Here is a 17,237-nt window from a genome sequence, read left to right on the forward strand (position 1 = left end):
TTATCCCTCCACCATATTTAAAACCAACCTTTTAAATAACTCTCCCCGTTCTTCATAATTTTTAAACATATCCCAGCTGGCTGCCGCCGGTGATAAAAGCACTACATCCCCCGGCCGAGCCAACTCTTTTGCTTTTTTCACTGCATCTTCAAAACTCTCGGCAACAACATATTTATCGTAACCCACCATTTCTAAAGCTTCTTTTAGCTCCTCGCGACATTCTCCTACTAAAATAGTAAACCGGACTTTTTCTCTTATTTCCCTGGCAAGCTCTCCAAACGAGTTTCCTTTGTTTCTTCCCCCGGCAATTAGAACTATCGGTCGCTCATAAGAGTTTAGGGCTTTGATTGTAGAATCGGGGTTGGTACCTTTAGAATCGTTAACATACAATACGCCATTTATTTCAGCAACCTTTTCTAAACGATGAGCTACCCCTTGAAAATTCCTTAACCCCCTTTCAATATTTTTGCCCGAAACTCCAAAGCTCCAGCAAGCAGCTACCGTTGCTAAAGCATTTTCTAAATTGTGAGGCCCGGGAAGGGGCAGGTTTTCTATATCAATTATTTCCTCCTCTACTCCCAAGCTTCTAACCACAATCTTGCCCTTTTTGACAAAAACCCCTTCTTCTAACTCTTCCTTTTGGCTAAAGTAAAACACTCTCCCGGGTGTTTTCCTGCCAAGGCTTCTTATCCGGGGGTCATCATAATTTAGTACGGTTACATCCGTCCTGTCCTGGTTTATAAATATTCGGGCTTTGGCTTCCAAATAACCTTCCAAAGTTTTATGCCGATCTAAATGGTCGGGAGTTAGGTTCAAAAGCACCGCCACTTTGGGCTTAAAACTTTTTATCGTCTCTAATTGAAAGCTGCTCACTTCCAAAGATACCGCATCCCATTCCTCTTCCACCGCTTCAATTAAAGGATAACCGATATTCCCGGCAATTAACGTCTTAAAACCGGCAATTTTAAGGACCTCACCAATCCAGGAAGTGGTAGTAGTTTTGCCGTTAGTGCCGGTTACCGCAATAATTGGAGCCTTTAATTCCTTATACGCCAGTTCAATTTCCCCAAGTACCGGTATTCCTTCTTTTAAAGAATAAGCAATAGGTTCTTCCGTTAAAGGTACGCCGGGGCTTACTACTAAGAGTTCCCAGTCTTTTACCAGCGGATAACCCCCTAAAACCAGTTCCACCCCTTCTTCCGCAAGCTTCTTTAGTTCTTCATCCACCGGCAGGCTCATTTTTTTATCCGTTAATACTACCTTTGCCCCCCGTTTTATTAAAAAAGCTGCCGCTGCTCTGCCGCTTTTCCCCGCTCCAACCACCAGTATCCGTTTATTGGTATATAAACCCATCATCGAACCTTCTCCTTTCCTCACTTCATTTTACAGCCCGTAACCGCTGATTAAAACCATTATTAAAGTTACCAAGGAAAAAACCAACACAATCTTGTTTTCCGACCAGCCAGATAATTCAAAATGGTGATGCAACGGACTCATCTTAAATACCCTTTTACCGGTCAGCTGGTAAACAATCACCTGGATTATGACCGATAAAGTTTCCACAACATAAATTAAACCTACCAACAGTAAAAATAGTTCCGTTTGGGTTAAAACCGCAAATCCCGCTACTGCAGCTCCTAAGGCCAGCGAGCCGGTATCTCCCATAAAAACCTTTGCCGGATGCCGGTTATAAACTAAAAAACCCACTAAACCTCCCATTAAAGCAAGGGCAAAAATAAACAGGCCCTTTTCTTTTAACGCCAAAGAAGTCATCGCAAAAAAGCTCATCACAATTAAAGTTACGCTGGAACAAAGTCCATCTACACCATCGGTTAAATTAACTGCATTAGCAAAGCCAACCATAATAAAAATTGTAGCGGCAAAAAAGAAAACATTCCCCAATTCCAGGTACCGGGGTTCGCCCAAAAGCAAACGACTAAAGGGAATATACCAGTCGGTTCCCCGTCCTAAAAAAGCTACCGCGCCAAAAGTCAAAACCAAAGAAAAAATCACCTGGCCAAGGAGCTTTTCCCTGGCTCTTAAACCCAAAGGTCGGCGTAAAACCACTTTAAGATAATCGTCTAAAAAACCCAGTAAACCAAACAGCAAGGTGGTTATTAACAAAAGAAGCGTTTTTGCATCAAAGGCCTGAAAAACCACCACCGTTACAACTAAACTTAACAGGAAGATAATTCCTCCCATAGTGGGAGTCCCGGATTTCTTTAAATGGCGTTTGGGACCTTCCGTACGGACCGTTTGGCCGATTTTTAATTTTAAAAGCCAGGGTATTAAAACCCTACCTCCCCCTAAAGCTACGAAAAAGGAAACCAGCAAAGCCGTAACTCCTTTAGTGATTACCATTGCTAAACCAACCTCTTTCTATTGTGGCAAATAGTTCCTCAAACTTCATCCCGCGGGAAGCTTTTAATAAAACAGTATCCTCTGGTTTTAAAAAGTTTAGTAAAAAACTTCCCGCTTCTTCCTTGGTTGCAAAATGAAAAATATTTTGCGGGCTCATACCTCCAGCTAAAGCCCCATTGCCAATTTCCCGCGCCTTTGGCCCAACGGTAATTAAAAAGTCCACTCCAAGCTTAGAAGCCACCTCTCCCACCCTTCGGTGCCCAGTGGTTTCAAAATCCCCCAGCTCGTACATCTCTCCTAAAACAGCAATTTTTCTTCCCTTTTGCCCGGTACCTGCCAAAACTTTCAGGGCAGCTTCCATAGAGGTGGGACTGGCATTGTAATAGTCTTTTATGATTTTCATGCTTCCTATGAATTGAATTTCCAAACGCATTCCGGTAAGCTCTACTTCCGAAAGTCCTTTTTTGATTAACGGCACCCTTACCCCTAAAGTCAACGCCGTCAGAATTGCCGCTAAAGCATTAACCGCATTGTGCACTCCAAATAACGGCAGAAAAAACTCTTCTTCAAGAATACCTGCGGTAATAAATCTTAGCCCATCGTCTTCCTGAGAAAATTTCTTTATGTATAAATCTCCGGCTCGATGGCCAAAGAAATACTTTTTTACGGGAATGTTTGCAACAATTTCCTTAATATATGGACTTTCTCCGTTAATAATCGCTACACCATCACCGGGTAAATTTTTAATTAATTCGCTTTTCGCCCGGGCAATATTTTCCTGGCTTTTTAAAAGCTCAAGATGCGCTTCGCCGATATTGGTTATAATACCGATATCGGGGCGGGCAACCTGGCAGAGAGCATCTATCTCTCCCAGCCCCCGCATACCCATTTCTACTATTCCAACCTCGGTGTTTTCGTCAAAATTTAATAAAGTTAAAGGCACCCCTAACTCGTTATTAAAGTTTTTTTCCGTAGCACATACGTTATATTTTTGCCGAAGCACTGCTTTTACCAAATCCTTGGTCGTGGTTTTACCGTTGCTACCGGTAATTCCGATGACTTTTAATCCCTCTTTTTGTCTATTGTACAACGCCAGTTCCTGTAAAGCCCGAAAAGTATCTTTAACCACAATCTGGGTTACATTTATGGAAAAAGGTCTCTCAACAACAACTCCTGCCGCACCTTTGGCCACAGCATCCGGTACAAATTCATGCCCATCCAGCTTTTCTCCATGTAAAGCTACAAATAAAGCGTAAGGCTTAAGCGTCCGGGTGTCGGTACTTACCTCGGTAAACTCCCGGTCTTCACCTAACAATACTCCTCCGGTTACCCGGGCAATGGTAGAAGCTAAAATTTTTCTCATCTCCGTTCCCCTCGCAGTATTTCCCGGGCCACTACCCGATCATCAAAAGGATATTTGGTCGTTCCAATTATCTGATAATCTTCATGCCCTTTTCCGGCAATCACCACGGTATCCCCCGGCTTGGCCAGCAGCAGAGCGGTCTTAATAGCTTTTTTCCGGTCAACCTCTTTAAGGTATTTTCCCGGCAAAGCATCAAAAAATCCTTTTTCGATTTCGTTGATGATTGCTTCCGGGTCTTCGGTCCGTGGATTATCGCTGGTAATGATCGTTATGTCCGCTAAAGTTGCGGAAATCTTACCCATTTTAGGCCGTTTGGTTTTATCCCTATCGCCCCCGCAACCAAAGACCGCAATAACTCTTCCGGGAGTAATTGCCCTTGCCGACTTTAAAATATTTTCCAGACCATCGGGAGTGTGAGCATAATCCACAATAACCGCAAAATCCTGTCCTTCATCAATTAACTCAAAGCGTCCGGGGACGGGGTTTAACAAAGGTAAATTTTTAACAATATCGGGTAAAGAAAACCCCAAGGTTAAAAGGGTTCCCACCGCCGCCAAAATATTGTAAACATTAAAAAGCCCGAGAAGTTTTACCTTTACCGGATATTCTTCCTCCTGATAGCAAAGGGTAAAAGCGGTACCGCTATTGGTAAGTTCAACATTTTTAGCGGTAATATCGGCCTGTTCTTTAATTCCGTAAGTGACAAAAGGGTGGGCTACTTCTTTTAATATCCTTTGACCGTAAAAGTCATCCTTATTGATCACTCCAGGTAGGGCTTTTTGCTCCGCCAAAATCTTAAAGAGTTCCTTTTTAGCATTAAAGTAATTTTCCATGGATTCGTGAAAATCCAAATGATCCTGGGTTAAATTAGTAAAAACCCCGGTTTTAAAATCTATTCCTAAAACCCGCTTTTGTACTAAAGCATGGGACGATACTTCCATAGCTACGTGGGAAACTTCGCTTTTTACCATTTCGGCAAAAAGCCGTTGTAAACTCAAAGCATCGGGGGTAGTATTGGTTACCGGAAGGATCTTATCCCCTATGCGGTTGTAGATAGTCCCTATTAACCCGGTTTTATAACCGAAGCTTTCTAAAAGAGAGGTTACCAAATGGGTAACGGTAGTCTTACCATTGGTACCGGTTACCCCGATAACACTAATTTTTTCCGTAGGATTACCGTAAAAAGTCCGGGCTAAAAGGGCCAGAGCCTGCCGACTATCTTTAACTAAAAGGTGATTTACCCCAAAAATTCCGGGTCGTTCTTCCTCGGCCACAATTAGTGCTGGTTTTTTTTCGATAACTTTTTCAATAAAATCGTGGCCATCGGCGGTAAAACCTTTTATCGCCACAAAAATATTTCCAGGTTTTACTTGTCTTGAATCCTGCTCGATTCCCGTTACCTCGAGTTCTGCCCAGTTTATACCGTTTTTGGTTATAATCGTTTTTAAAATCTCAACTAACTCAGCAATTTTCACATTTGGCCACTTCCTTTTTAATTATTTTTACCATTAATTGCTATTTTAATTATAAACAAAGAGCCCCCAGGGGCTGTGGCCTTAATTTTTAAATTTCACTTCCACCACAGTCCCGGGCGGCACCACCGTTCCAGGGCTGATGTTTTGTTCTACCGCAACCCCGGAACCGATATAGCGAAAACCAAGTCCCAGCCGCTTTAAAATTCCACTAACCTCATCAAAGGTAAGGCCTGTAAGCTCGGGAACTATAACTTTATCGGTATCTCCCTTCCCCTGACCAAGGGTCAAGGTAATTTCGGTACCTTCGGGAACGATAACTCCCGGCTCCGGCGATTGCTTTACTACTTTTGGCCCATGCCCTTCCACATTAAAGATTAGCCCGTTTTCGATAATCTTTTTCTGGGCTTCCCAGAGGGTTAACCCCTCTAAAGCAGGTACCCTTACCTCTTCGGGGAAAACTTCAATTGGTCCTTCGTTTTTCGCCGGTTCCGGATCTTCCTGGGGCTTTACGCCCATGTATCTTAAAATATCCTCCCCTAAACTTTTAAAAACCGGAGCAGCTATCTGGCCGCCGTAATAAACTCCTGTACTTGGTTCGACAATTACCACTAAAGCAGCAAACTTGGGATCGTTGGCCGGAGCAAAGCCAACAAATGAAGCCACATATTTTCCCGGGGCATAACCACCGGTAGGGGAAACCACTTGAGCGGTTCCCGTTTTACCGGCCACCCGAAAGCCTTTAATGTAGGCTTTGGTGCCCGTTCCCTTTAAAACAACCCGCTCCAAAAGCTCTCTTAGGGTCCTGGCGGTTTCTTCGGAAATCACCCGTTTTAAATAACGGGGCTTATTTTCAAGAACTATATTTCCCGCTTGGTCAACTATTTTTTTTACTACGTGAGGTTCGACAAGCTTACCGCCGTTGGCGACAGCACAAACCGCCCGGATAAGCTGGATTGGCGTTACTGCGATTGACTGCCCAATGGAAATTGTGGCAAGGTTAACATTGGTTACTTTGTCTTCGGGGATGATAAGACCTTTTTGCTCCCCGGGAAGTTCAATCCCCGTTTTTTCACCAAAACCAAAGCTTCTAATGTATTTGTAAAACCGCTCTTTACCCAAACTTAAACCAACCTTGACAAACCCAGGGTTGCAAGAGTTTTGGATAACCTCCGCAAACGACTGAGCACCGTGCGGAGTCTTACTCCAGCATCTTATCTTGCGACCGTTAACAACAATATAACCCGGATCATAAAAACGGTCTTGGGGATGAACCACTCCTTCTTCCAAAGCCGCAGCGGAAGTAATAATTTTAAAGGTCGAACCCGGCTCATAATTATACCATATTGCAAAGTTTTTTTCCCGAACCTCCGCCGGATATTTGGCAAATTCGTTGGGATTAAAGTTAGGCCGAGAACCCATCCCCAAAATTTCCCCCGTTTTTGGATCCATGACGATAATCATCGCTAAAGCAGGCTTTAACTGACTTTCAATATTGTTCAATTCTCTTTCCACAAAATACTGGATAGTTTCATCAATGGTGAGATAAACATTGTTTCCGGGCCGTGCAGGAATGTATAAGGATGAAGATTCAGGAATCTCTAAACCCCGGGCGTCTCTTTCGGTGACCAGGCGGCCAGGGATACCTTTTAGATACTTATCTAAACTAAGTTCAAGACCGGCAAGCCCCTGATTATCGGTACCAGCATAACCTAAGAGGTGTGCGGCAAAATCATTATGGGGGTAGTACCGTTGGGTTTCTTCCACTAATTCAAGACCGAAAGTATAAACCTCATCTTCCTTATCCGCTAAGAGCTTTTTCAAAGCTTTGGCTTCATCGTAGGAAAGTTTCCGTTTAATCCAAATAAAACTACTCCGGGTGTTGGAAAGTTTTTGGCGTAAATTTTCCTTGGCTTTTTCATCTAAATTTAAAATCTTGCTTAACTTATCTACCAGTAAACCTAAAGGCTTGGGCTTTAGGCTTTTCCCATCCTTTTCCTTATCTTCTGGAGGAGCTTCCTTGGTTTCATCGTAATAATATTTCATCAACTGTTTGGGATTTGCTACTAATGATTCCACACTGATGGACTGGGCTAATAAATTTCCGTTGCGATCATAAATATTTCCCCTTTGCGGCGGTAAAATTATTTCACTTTGCCGGTCTGCTAAAGCTTCACTTCTTAAAGTCTCGGCTTTTATCACCTGCAAATAAAAAAGCCTCACAATGATTATGGAGGCAAAAGCAGCTAAAAGCAAGAATAATGCACCGGTTCTTTTTTTATAAATGGTTTTATAATTTTGCAAACTAACGGCCTCCTTCGGCTTTCTTCCTAACGGTTAAATACGCGGGTTAATAAAGCGATTAACCGATTCCCACTTTTTTCTGTTTTAGGAGTTTCCTTCTTTTCTTCCGGCAGGTTGATCGCAACATACATGACATTATCGGTTGCTTTTTCCATTCCCCGGGATAGGGCTATTTTTTCAATTTCCTTACTGTTATCAATTGAGGCTATCTCCATTTTTAAAGCATCGTTTTGGATTTTTAAGGCATTGATTTCTTTTTTAAGCCGGGCAATCTCGTAACCCAGCGAAGCTCTATAGGCAAAAACGGTGGCAAAAGAAACCCCGGACAAAAAGAGAAAAAGAGTTCCTACTGCCCAAATTTTTAACCCCAAAATTAAATCCTTTCTGGGTTTTTTCTTTATTTTAGGTTGTTCTGAAATCACCGGTTTTTCTTTTGCCAATACCAACTTATTCACGCTCCTTTTATTTTATGCAAAAGATAATTTTTCGGCAGCTCTAAGCTTGGCACTATGAGCGCGGCGATTCTTTTCAATTTCCTCCTCGCTTGGAACCAACGGTTTTTTCGTAATAACTTTAAGCCTTGGTTTTTTGCCGCAAACGCACATGGGAAAGTCCTTTGGACAAATACACGGATTTTCTTCCCGTCGGAAAAAATTTTTTACCAGCCGGTCCTCCAGGGAATGAAAAGTTATGACCACAATCCGCCCTCCGGGCTTTAAAACTTCCACCGCACCCACTAAGCCCTCTTCCAAACTGCTCAATTCATCATTAACTTCAATTCTTATGGCCTGAAAGACCCTTTTGGCGGGATGTTTTTCCCTTCGGGCTTTGGCAGGTACAGCCCGAATTATTTCCTCGGCAAGTTCTAAGGTAGAGGTAAAAGGCTTTTTTTCCCGGCGTTTTACAATAGCCCGGGCAATTTGCGGGGCATACCTTTCTTCCCCGTATTCGTAAAAAATTCTTATTAGTTCTTTTTCGGGATAAGTATTTACCACATCCGCTGCCGTCTTTGGGTTTTGGGGATCCATCCGCATATCCAGCGGGCCATCATGCTGAAAACTAAAGCCTTTTAGAGGATTATCCAGCTGAAAAGACGAAACCCCCAGATCCATTAGTACCCCATCTACCGCATCAAGACCCAGACGGTAAACCACTTTTCTTATGTTGCGAAAATTGCTTTTAACCGGAATAAATCTATCGCCAAAAGGTGCCAATCGTTTGGCGGCATGGTTTAAAGCATCTTCATCCTGGTCCAATCCCACTACCCGGCAGTCAGCCCTTTTTAATATTTCTTCACTGTGGCCCCCACCACCCAAAGTGGCATCCACATATACTCCGCCAGCTTTAAGGTTTAAATGTTCAATTGTTTCATTAAGCAACACCGGCACATGGGAAAACTCCATATTAAATCCCTCTATAATAAAAAGTCAACCATTTTTTCGGCAATTTCTTCATAAGCTGCCTGAGCCCCGTTGCAGTAATTGTTCCAGAGTTCCTGACTCCAAATTTCCACCCGGGTACCAACTCCCACTATAACTACCTCTTTATCAAGTTTGGCGTATTCCCTTAAATGGTTGGGCAGCAATACCCTGCCCTGTTTGTCCTGCTCACACTCGGCGGCTCCGGCAAAAAATAACCGGACAAAGGCCCGGGCATCTTGATTGGTAAAGGGAAGCGCTTTTATTTTTTCTTCTATAACTTTCCATTCCTTCTGGGGGAATACAAAAAGGCAATGATCCAGCCCTTTGGTGACAATAAACTTTTCTCCCAGCTCCTCGCGGAAACGAGCCGGAATAAAAACCCGACCCTTGGCATCCATGGTATGGGAATACTCCCCCATAAACATCGGCTTCCCCACCTTAACCAAATTCGCACCACTTTAAACCACTTTTCTCCACTATTCAATTCTACAAAGGTAAAAAAAATCCTGCTTAAATGTGTGACTTTTATCACAGAAATTTTGAAGGCAAAAAAAACCGCCCAATTACGGGCGGCGTTCGGAAAAAGGTGAGTTATTTAGTATCGGGTAAAAATTTATAAGTTTTAAGCATAAATGTCAGGATGATAATTACCAGGGCAAAAGGAAGAAGAGCTACTGCTATTTCCACCGGAGAAGGGGCATAATGCCAAAAGCTGGCAAACACCGCGGCCCCTTTCTTATATACCCCAATAGCAATCGGGTAATTGACCATTTCTGCCTCCGTATCCGGTAAGGTAAAATTAAGCGGAAATACATTATACGAAGCTGGCATTAAAAGGAAACGATGGGCAAACACCCCGATAAATAAAAGGATGCTTCCAGTAATTAGGCCGTTGTAGGACTCCCTGCCCTTTGGGGTAAGGAAATAAATCATAACAAAAGCTGGTAACGCTACTTCTAAAAGGTGAATTAAACCATACTTTTTAAATACCAGTGCCAGAGGGTTCAGCTCTTCAGGCACTCCCCACCACCAGCGCACTAAAAAATCAATATACATGAAGAAAAAGTGAACAATTAAGGAACCGGCAATAATAAAGGCAAAGCTTTTAAACGCTCCTTTATACTGCACAAACCGTTCTTTTCCTGCAACTAACAAAGAGATAAGCATCACCAGGGCTGTTCCGGAAGCGGTAGCCACCGCGATAAAATCCGGCGGCAGCACGGCAGTATGCCACCAATCCCGGGAAGCTTGCGTCGCAAAGATAAGAGCAGTTACGGTATGAATCAAGACCGCAAAGGGAAGACCAATTAATGAAACCCTTTTAGCCCAGAGCCGGGAAATATCTTCTACCTGTTCCTGACTTAAATTTTTGGTCCAGCCGTTTAAAAAGCCCCGGTTTTCCTTTTTCCATTCCGGCAAAAGCTGAAAATAGACACTTAAAAAGGTTAGGATTAAGTAACACGAAATTACGATAACATCCCACACCAGGGGTGAACGAAAATTGGGATGTAAGAGCATGTTATAAATTCGCTCCGGTCGACCAATATCGGGTAAGATTATTGCACCAGCGCCTACAATACTGGCAAAAGCCGAAAGGGAAGCAATCCGGGTGAAAGGCTTTAACTGTTCGATACCAAAAAGATAAATTGACGATGACACAATTAAACCCCCGGCAGCAATACCCACAAAAAAAGCAAAGGTAGCGATATAAAGTCCCCAGCTAAAGGGGTTACGCAGGTTGGTTACCACCAGGCCCTGGCTTAACTGATAGCCCCAGGCAATAATGCTAATTACAAACAGCAGTATGCCAATCAATAATAATTGATTTAACTTTTTCATTGTATTGCCTCCTTTTACCGTCTTCCCTTAGTTGGCGCCAGATAATAGACTTTGGGTTTAGTTCCTAAATGTTCTTTTAATTGAACGACCTGTCTTTCATGGACTAATTTACTAATTTCGGAATCTTTGTCGTCAAGGTCACCAAATATTCTGGCATGGGCCGGGCAAGCCTGAACACAAGCCGGAAGTTCTCCTTTATCGGTATACTGGACGCAAAAAGTGCATTTCTCTACTACGCCTTTTGGACGGTTTTGGGTATAAACCAGTCGGTCATCCTTGTCCCGGTGGTCAAAGGGATAACCGTAGCTGTACCCCTTCATGTATCCAACCCGGTCTTTAGCTTTTTTCGGGTCTTCCCAGTTAAACTGGCGAACACCATAGGGACAAGCAGTCATACAGTAGCGACAGCCTATGCAACGCTCATAATCTACCAGTACCCGCCCCTTATCGTCGGTATAAGTGGCCCCTACAGGACAAACTTTGACACAGGGAGCATTTTCACACATCTGGCAGGCTACCGGCAAAAAATACATCTGCAAATGCCCGTCTTTTTCCACCGCCGTTTGGTGTTCTTCGCTCCCCGGGGTAAAAACCCGGTTCCACCAGGTCCCCGGAGGCTGGGAATTATGTTCTTTACAAATCACCGCACAGGTCCGGCAGCCAATGCATTTATCAAGGTCTATGACCATACCGTAACGCATTAACTTTCACCCACCTTTCTCACATCACACAGGCATTCATTCCAGGCCGTATTCGGGCTCCACACACCGGGTACAAAATACACCTCGTGCGTCGGTTTAATAAACGGATAGGTTAAGGAGTTGTAGGAGGTTTCCTTTAAATAACGGCTCCACCAGCCCTGTTCAAAAACTATGACTTTTTCGCCTATACCGGGATCCAAAACGGCGTAACCTTTAACTTTACCCCGGCTGTTATATACCTCTACCAGGTCCCCTTCTTTGATACCTTTTGTTTCGGCATCTTTAGGGTTAAGAAAAACCTTGGGCTTATTGTTGTGCAACTCTTCCATCCAAATATTGTTGGAATGGGTGGAGTGAACCCGATACAGCGAGTTCCTGGTGATAAAGGCAAACTGGTATTTACCTTTGCTACTTGGGTCCAAAGCATACTCGCTTTCTTCAAAAGGTGGTTTGTACACCGGCAGCTGCTCGCCAAGTTTTAAGAAAATATCTTCGTCTTTGTAAAACTCAATCCGCCCGCTTTTAACAAATTGCGCGGTTTTTTCAAGGGGTACCGGTAAACTCTCCGGCGGGAATGGCTTTTTCTCAACGATCTGTTCGTAAAACATTATTTGCCTGTTTCCAGGAGTCCCCAGTTTTAATCTTACTGGCCCCTTCTTCAGTTGTTCTAAGGTAATCCCTGCTACCGTTGGACCACCGGTAGCCAACATCAGTTCAATGGCCTTTTCCGCCGCTTTATCCGGATCAAGGCCGGGGAAGAAGTGCTTTTCAAATTCCGGATTGATTCTTTTGGCCAGTTCTCTAAATATCCAGAGTTCCGGCTTACAATTATATAGTGGTTTTATTGCCGGTTGCTGAAGTTGCAGATATGGATGCACCGGCGTTGCGGTAAGTTCGGTTTTTTCATACCAGGTAACACCCGGCAATACCACATCGCTCCACTGACAGCTGGTGGAATTTTGAAAATCTATAGCTACCACAAACTCTAACTCACCCTTTTCCACCATTTCTCGCAGGCGATTGGCCATATTGTGCTGGTCAAAGGGGTTGTGCCAGCCAAAAATTAAAGCCTTTATTCCATTTTTGGGCTTAGGGGCCACCATGTTTTCCGTAGGTCCGTGTAGGATATAAAGCCAGGGATACCACTTTGCTTTCTTTCCTTCCGGAAACCACCATTTGTTTACTTTTAACCTGATCCGGTACTGTCCTGCGTAAGTAGAAATCCCCGCTCCTGGTTTCCCAAGGTTGCCGGTAAGTACCACTATCAACGCTAACGCCCGGCCTTTTAAATCGCCGTGATACCACTGATAATTGCTCGCCCCATAAATAATGTGAAGCGGTTTTATCGTAGCCATTTCCCGGGCTATTTTTACTACATCCTCTGCCTTTACGCCGGTTTCCCGCTCTACAAATTCCGGCGTGTAAACTTTGAGGCTTTCCTTTAAAAGCTGAAATATGGGCTTTACCTTGACGGTTTGGCCATTTTTTAAAGTAACGGTATATTCTCCCTCCAGCGCTACATCTAAGGGCATTTCCAGTTTTTCCGGATTTACCGCTAAAAACTTGCCGTTATAGGCTACAAAAACATCCCGGTAAGGAGACACACCTGCCGGCAGGGCAAGTCCGGCCACATCAGCAGCTTTCAAACGTTTGCCGTTATCTAAGCGAACTAAAAGCGGTAAGTCGGTATAAGTTTTAATAAACGGTTCATCATAAAGTTTTTCTTCTACAATTATCCGGGCAATTCCCAGAGCCAGGGCAGCATCACTGGAAACTTTTATCCGGTAAAATTCATCGGCTTTAGCTGCCGTTGGCGAGTAGTTGGGGTCAAAAACTACAACCTTACCGCCCCGCTTTTTCGATTCCAAAAGTAAATCCGAGTCAATAAGCCGGGTCACCATAACGTTGGAACCAAATATAGCAGTATAGCGCGAGTTTACCCATTCTAAAGGTTCCAACTCTTCCGTTTGCACTCCAAAAGTCTGGGGCCAAAACATTGGTAAATCCCCGTTTAAATCGTAAGCGTGATGTAAGGTCCAGCCAGCAAGGGTAGCTAATGCTACCATAGCTCCCTTATGGACGTAGCCGGTACCCCCTACTTGGAAACTAACACCTATTGATTCAGGCCCATATTTTTCCGCAATTTCTTTAAGCCTTCGAGCAGTATAATCTAAAGCTTCCTCCCAGGATACATCTCTAAATTTCCCTTTTAATCCCCGGCCACCTTCCTTAATTCTGGGCCCTTTGAGCCGGTCTGGACCGTATATCAAGTTAATAAAAGATATCCCCCGTAAACAACCCCTGGGGTTGTATTCCGGGTCAGGATAGTCATTAGTGGGGAATAATGCTTTAATTTGCCCATCCACTACCATTGCTTTAATACCACAAGCGCTGGTGCAGTTGGGCGAACAGGTAGTACGAACAAATTTAACTTCCCGAGCACGGTTATCGGCTAAAGCTTTTTTAACCAGTACCCTTCCGCCTCCGGCTCCCAGCAGAACACCGGCAGCAGCCGTACCTTTCAAAAACTGACGCCGGGTAAGCTTTACTTTGTACTTCACCTAAACCACCTCGTTTTAACATTCTTTATATTCTTGAGTAAGTTTACCCCTGAATTCTTACAAATTTCTTTCACGTCCAAATACTTTTTTAAAAAAACCGTAATTAATAGCCCCAATTGCCAAAGTAACTCCAAGTGCAATACTCCACCAGTTACTACCTGCTAAATGGGCAATAAACACTCCAACGGTAGCCGAAATTATATGCCCACCCAAAACGCTTTTTGGTCTGGCAAAAGGACTTTCATAGGCGCTAAAAAGGATTACCGCGGTGGCTCCCAACGAGGGCAAAAGCAGTGGTATCTTGTAAATAAACGCTAAAAAAGAAATAGCCCCAATACCGAAAAAACTTCCTATTATCGTCCAAAACATTTTTTTTAATTTATCTTTTCTTTCTCTCATTGCTTTATAACAGTACACCCCCTTTGTATTGCAGTTTAAATTATTAAAAACAAAATTTCTGTGTTTTAAATCACAAAAAAAAACCGCCCAATTACGGACGGTTTAAAGGAATTTCCCGGGCTTTTTGATTTGCAAAAGTTGTAAGGTTTTTTACGCCAATTCCCTCTAACATCTGGTAAATTTCCGGAAATTTATAGGCAAGGTGCTCCGGCTTATGGGCGTCGGAACCGGTAGTAAGAGGGATTTTTTCCCTTACCGCTTCCTCAATGATAATTTTACTTGGATATTGCTCCTTAGCCGGATAGCGTAAGCCTGCGGTGTTAATTTCCAGCACCATCCCGGAATTTTTTAATTCCAGGAAAATTTCCGGTAAATGGGGCTCAATAAGTGCAAAGCTAACCAGGCCAAATTTCTTTATTAAATCCAAGTGGCCGATAACATTAAAAATCCCTAATCTAATCACTTTTTTAACTAAATCAAAATATTTTGCTGTCAGCTCTTTTAAATCTTTACCTCGATAGCTTTCAATTTCCGCGGGATCGTCAAAAGGCCAGTTGTCTATAAAATGAACCGAGCCAATAAGATAATCCACCGGTAAATCTTTTAAAGCTCTTTTGATTTCCCCTTCACTTTCAGGAAAATAATCCACTTCCAGCCCAATTTTTAAAAAAGGGTACGTTTCCTTTAACTTAAAAAGCTTTCTTAAGTATTGGGGCCAATCGTTAACCTTCATGGAATACCCCGGAAAGTCTTTTCCATATAATGCCATGGGAAAATGTTCACTAAAGCCAAGTTCCGTAACTCCTTTTTCCCGGGCTTTTTGGATATAATCCTCAAACTCCCCTTCCCCGTGCCCGGAATAAACGGTGTGTACGTGTAAATCAATCATTGGTGATTTCCTTTCCAAAATCCCGCAAAAGGCCGTATATCTTTTCCGCATGCTCCGGAAGTAAAAGCCCCGTGCCACAGGCCGGAGTCAGCATGATATTCGAATTATCCGAAACTACTCCCATTTCCCTTAACAAATTAACTTTTCGTTCATAATCCTTGTAGAGGTCTTCTAAACTATAATTCTCTATTTCCGGGCCGGTAGGAATAATCCCCAGGGCTAAAATTCCCCCGGTATTTAATAAACTTTTAATTTCTTCTTTATACGGAAACAGGGAATCAAGATAGTTAAAAGCATCTACCGATACAACCTGTGCTCCAGCTTCCGTTACTATTGACCAGTCGATACCGGCACAGGAGTGGACTCCGGGTATACCTCCTTCTTCTAAAATCCCGTCAATGATTTCTTTTAAAACTCCTACTACCTCTTCCCGTTTTAAAGTAAGATGGGTGAAACTGCCGTAATTGGCAATTGCCGGATCATCCACAAACAAATAAACCTTCCTTCCAGTATTTTTTAAAAAATTTACCTGCCAGCGGGCCGACATAACTAAAGTCTTAACCACTGCTTCCCGAATCTCCGGATCGTAAAAGGCCGGTATCTTGTTTTCATCGGTAAGGGTAAGTAAGATGCTCAAAGGGCCGGCCATTTGCCCTTTTACCGCCAGGGCCCTGGGAAAATACTCATTAAATTTTTCCACCAAAAGATAAAGCCCTTCTCCACTTTCCCGGGGCATGGCAAAAAAAGCATAATCCCTTTTTTCAAGAGCTTCAAAATACTTTTCATAAAAGAATGTTAATTTTTCGGGAAAGGTTTCATCTTTCTTAAAAATTCCTTTATTTCCTTCTACCTGCAGTAACCCCACTTCCGTTAACGGCCGTAAAAACTGAAAAACAAAATGCTCCGCCACACCCCGCTGGGGCATCTGGGGCCAGTGGGGTATTTGCGGTAACGCTTCCTTGATAATTTCCAGGTTTTTTGTGGCATCTACCAGTGGCATGCTCCCAATACCGGTTTTTAAAATTTCCTTCATCGTCCTTGCCTCCTCATCAATTACTTTTTTTATTTCGAAAATATTTGAACCAGTGGTTTATAGGAAATAGCCTCTAAAAAATTTGCATACTCTTCATTGGTAATTCCCCCGGGATTTTTCTTAAAATAAGCACAAGCCATAGCTTCTAAAAGATTGGCCCCCGGACTAATTCCCTGAAAATCCCCACCCGAACCCACTACCGCCAAGGCCCCTTTGCTTTTTAAAAAAGCTATATCTTCCTTCCGCAAGGTAGTGGTAATAATTACTTTTCCCGTTAAATCAGGACAATACCGCCGTAAAAAGTGGAAATCCCCGGCCACCACCTGACAGCGGCTAAAAACTTTATTGTAGCGTGGGGTATTTTTTTCCTGCTTTGTCCCTAAAGGATAAAGGTATTTTATTGGTATTGTTCTTAGTACCGGTAAAGTTAAAATACCTGCTATCGTAAAAAGTTTTTCCCCCGGGAAAAAAAGGGGTAACTTTAGGGCAAAAGCCGCATCCCCAATTAAAACTTTCTTAGCCCCCGCCTTCCTTAATCCAGCATATAACCAGGGCCTGTCCAAATAAGATGTTAGAAGTGCGTTAAAATTTTGGGGGAGCAATTGAAGTTTTTGGGCAAGTTCTACTGCCTTTAAATCCAATAGAGGTTTAATAAAGCTTCCATCCGCCAAAGGTTTGGAAGTTGCCTTTTTAATTTGTTGTGCCTCTAAAAGCGGATACCTTTTCTTACCCAGGTAATAATAAAAATTTATTCCTCCAATTCCCGCCGCATCATATTCCTCGTCTTTTAATAACTTAATTGCCCGGGCTATATCCCCGTTGGTACCGGTTCTTTTCGCAAAAAAAGTGGTATGTCCCACTTTAAAAGTAAAGGCAAAATCCCGGCGCGAGCTT

15 protein-coding genes are annotated in these 17,237 nt (G+C 43.1%); all 15 read right to left on the reverse strand.

Annotated elements, in window-relative coordinates; translation table 11 throughout:
• Window positions 1–1,356 (reverse strand): UDP-N-acetylmuramoyl-L-alanine--D-glutamate ligase, encoded by a 1,356-nt coding sequence (gene murD / locus CHY_RS09650; RefSeq protein ID WP_011344963.1) that lies wholly within the window; start codon window positions 1,354–1,356, stop codon window positions 1–3.
• A 27-nt stretch (window positions 1,357–1,383) separates the two neighbouring features.
• Entirely contained in the window at window positions 1,384–2,361 is a 978-nt protein-coding gene (gene mraY, locus CHY_RS09655; RefSeq protein ID WP_011344964.1) for a phospho-N-acetylmuramoyl-pentapeptide-transferase, read from the reverse strand.
• The gene (locus tag CHY_RS09660) at window positions 2,348–3,724 is read right to left on the reverse strand and encodes a UDP-N-acetylmuramoyl-tripeptide--D-alanyl-D-alanine ligase (RefSeq protein ID WP_011344965.1); all 1,377 of its coding nucleotides are present in this window, start codon (window positions 3,722–3,724) and stop codon (window positions 2,348–2,350) included. The genes mraY and CHY_RS09660 overlap by 14 nt, the downstream gene beginning before the upstream one ends.
• On the reverse strand, window positions 3,721–5,199 hold the full coding sequence (locus CHY_RS09665) for a UDP-N-acetylmuramoyl-L-alanyl-D-glutamate--2,6-diaminopimelate ligase (RefSeq protein WP_011344966.1): 1,479 nt from the start codon (window positions 5,197–5,199) through the stop codon (window positions 3,721–3,723). Before CHY_RS09665 ends, CHY_RS09660 begins: the two co-directional genes overlap by 4 nt.
• A gap of 81 nt (window positions 5,200–5,280) precedes the next feature.
• Entirely contained in the window at window positions 5,281–7,500 is a 2,220-nt protein-coding gene (locus tag CHY_RS09670; protein ID WP_011344967.1) for a stage V sporulation protein D, read from the reverse strand.
• Between the two features lie 26 nt (window positions 7,501–7,526).
• On the reverse strand, window positions 7,527–7,946 hold the full coding sequence (locus tag CHY_RS09675) for a hypothetical protein (RefSeq protein ID WP_041537744.1): 420 nt from the start codon (window positions 7,944–7,946) through the stop codon (window positions 7,527–7,529).
• Between the two features lie 21 nt (window positions 7,947–7,967).
• A complete protein-coding gene (gene rsmH, locus CHY_RS09680) occupies window positions 7,968–8,903 on the reverse strand; it encodes a 16S rRNA (cytosine(1402)-N(4))-methyltransferase RsmH (protein WP_011344970.1) in 936 nt (311 codons plus the stop codon).
• A gap of 11 nt (window positions 8,904–8,914) precedes the next feature.
• Window positions 8,915–9,346, reverse strand: a complete 432-nt coding sequence (mraZ, locus tag CHY_RS09685; RefSeq protein ID WP_011344971.1) for a division/cell wall cluster transcriptional repressor MraZ — start codon at window positions 9,344–9,346, stop codon at window positions 8,915–8,917.
• 166 nt (window positions 9,347–9,512) lie between these two features.
• Window positions 9,513–10,760: an NrfD/PsrC family molybdoenzyme membrane anchor subunit gene (nrfD, locus tag CHY_RS09690; protein ID WP_011344972.1), complete on the reverse strand. Its 1,248-nt coding sequence runs from the start codon at window positions 10,758–10,760 to the stop codon at window positions 9,513–9,515.
• 14 nt (window positions 10,761–10,774) lie between these two features.
• Window positions 10,775–11,461, reverse strand: coding sequence for a 4Fe-4S dicluster domain-containing protein (locus CHY_RS09695; RefSeq protein ID WP_011344973.1), 687 nt, complete (start codon window positions 11,459–11,461; stop codon window positions 10,775–10,777).
• Window positions 11,461–14,022, reverse strand: coding sequence for a molybdopterin-dependent oxidoreductase (locus tag CHY_RS09700; protein ID WP_011344974.1), 2,562 nt, complete (start codon window positions 14,020–14,022; stop codon window positions 11,461–11,463). Before CHY_RS09700 ends, CHY_RS09695 begins: the two co-directional genes overlap by 1 nt.
• A gap of 57 nt (window positions 14,023–14,079) precedes the next feature.
• Window positions 14,080–14,421, reverse strand: a complete 342-nt coding sequence (locus CHY_RS09705; protein WP_011344975.1) for an HPP family protein — start codon at window positions 14,419–14,421, stop codon at window positions 14,080–14,082.
• 91 nt (window positions 14,422–14,512) lie between these two features.
• On the reverse strand, window positions 14,513–15,310 hold the full coding sequence (locus tag CHY_RS09710) for a histidinol-phosphatase (protein WP_011344976.1): 798 nt from the start codon (window positions 15,308–15,310) through the stop codon (window positions 14,513–14,515).
• Window positions 15,303–16,343: a methionine synthase gene (locus tag CHY_RS09715; RefSeq protein WP_011344977.1), complete on the reverse strand. Its 1,041-nt coding sequence runs from the start codon at window positions 16,341–16,343 to the stop codon at window positions 15,303–15,305. The genes CHY_RS09710 and CHY_RS09715 overlap by 8 nt, the downstream gene beginning before the upstream one ends.
• 29 nt (window positions 16,344–16,372) lie before the next feature.
• Window positions 16,373–17,203 (reverse strand): hypothetical protein, encoded by an 831-nt coding sequence (locus CHY_RS09720; protein WP_011344978.1) that lies wholly within the window; start codon window positions 17,201–17,203, stop codon window positions 16,373–16,375.
• Window positions 17,204–17,237: the final 34 nt, after the last annotated feature.

Source organism: Carboxydothermus hydrogenoformans Z-2901 (assembly GCF_000012865.1).
GTDB classification, from domain to species: Bacteria; Bacillota; Z-2901; order Carboxydothermales; family Carboxydothermaceae; genus Carboxydothermus; species Carboxydothermus hydrogenoformans.

What these genes read in the sequence shown, in the direction of transcription:
- murD (WP_011344963.1), bottom strand. Translation starts at nt 1,356, where the DNA reads ATGATGGGTTTATATACCAATAAACGGATACTGGTGGTTGGAGCGGGG.
- mraY (WP_011344964.1), bottom strand. Translation starts at nt 2,361, where the DNA reads ATGGTAATCACTAAAGGAGTTACGGCTTTGCTGGTTTCCTTTTTCGTA.
- CHY_RS09660 (WP_011344965.1), bottom strand. Translation starts at nt 3,724, where the DNA reads ATGAGAAAAATTTTAGCTTCTACCATTGCCCGGGTAACCGGAGGAGTA.
- rsmH (WP_011344970.1), bottom strand. Translation starts at nt 8,903, where the DNA reads ATGGAGTTTTCCCATGTGCCGGTGTTGCTTAATGAAACAATTGAACAT.
- mraZ (WP_011344971.1), bottom strand. Translation starts at nt 9,346, where the DNA reads ATGTTTATGGGGGAGTATTCCCATACCATGGATGCCAAGGGTCGGGTT.
- nrfD (WP_011344972.1), bottom strand. Translation starts at nt 10,760, where the DNA reads ATGAAAAAGTTAAATCAATTATTATTGATTGGCATACTGCTGTTTGTA.
- CHY_RS09695 (WP_011344973.1), bottom strand. Translation starts at nt 11,461, where the DNA reads ATGCGTTACGGTATGGTCATAGACCTTGATAAATGCATTGGCTGCCGG.
- CHY_RS09705 (WP_011344975.1), bottom strand. Translation starts at nt 14,421, where the DNA reads ATGAGAGAAAGAAAAGATAAATTAAAAAAAATGTTTTGGACGATAATA.
- CHY_RS09710 (WP_011344976.1), bottom strand. Translation starts at nt 15,310, where the DNA reads ATGATTGATTTACACGTACACACCGTTTATTCCGGGCACGGGGAAGGG.
- CHY_RS09715 (WP_011344977.1), bottom strand. Translation starts at nt 16,343, where the DNA reads ATGAAGGAAATTTTAAAAACCGGTATTGGGAGCATGCCACTGGTAGAT.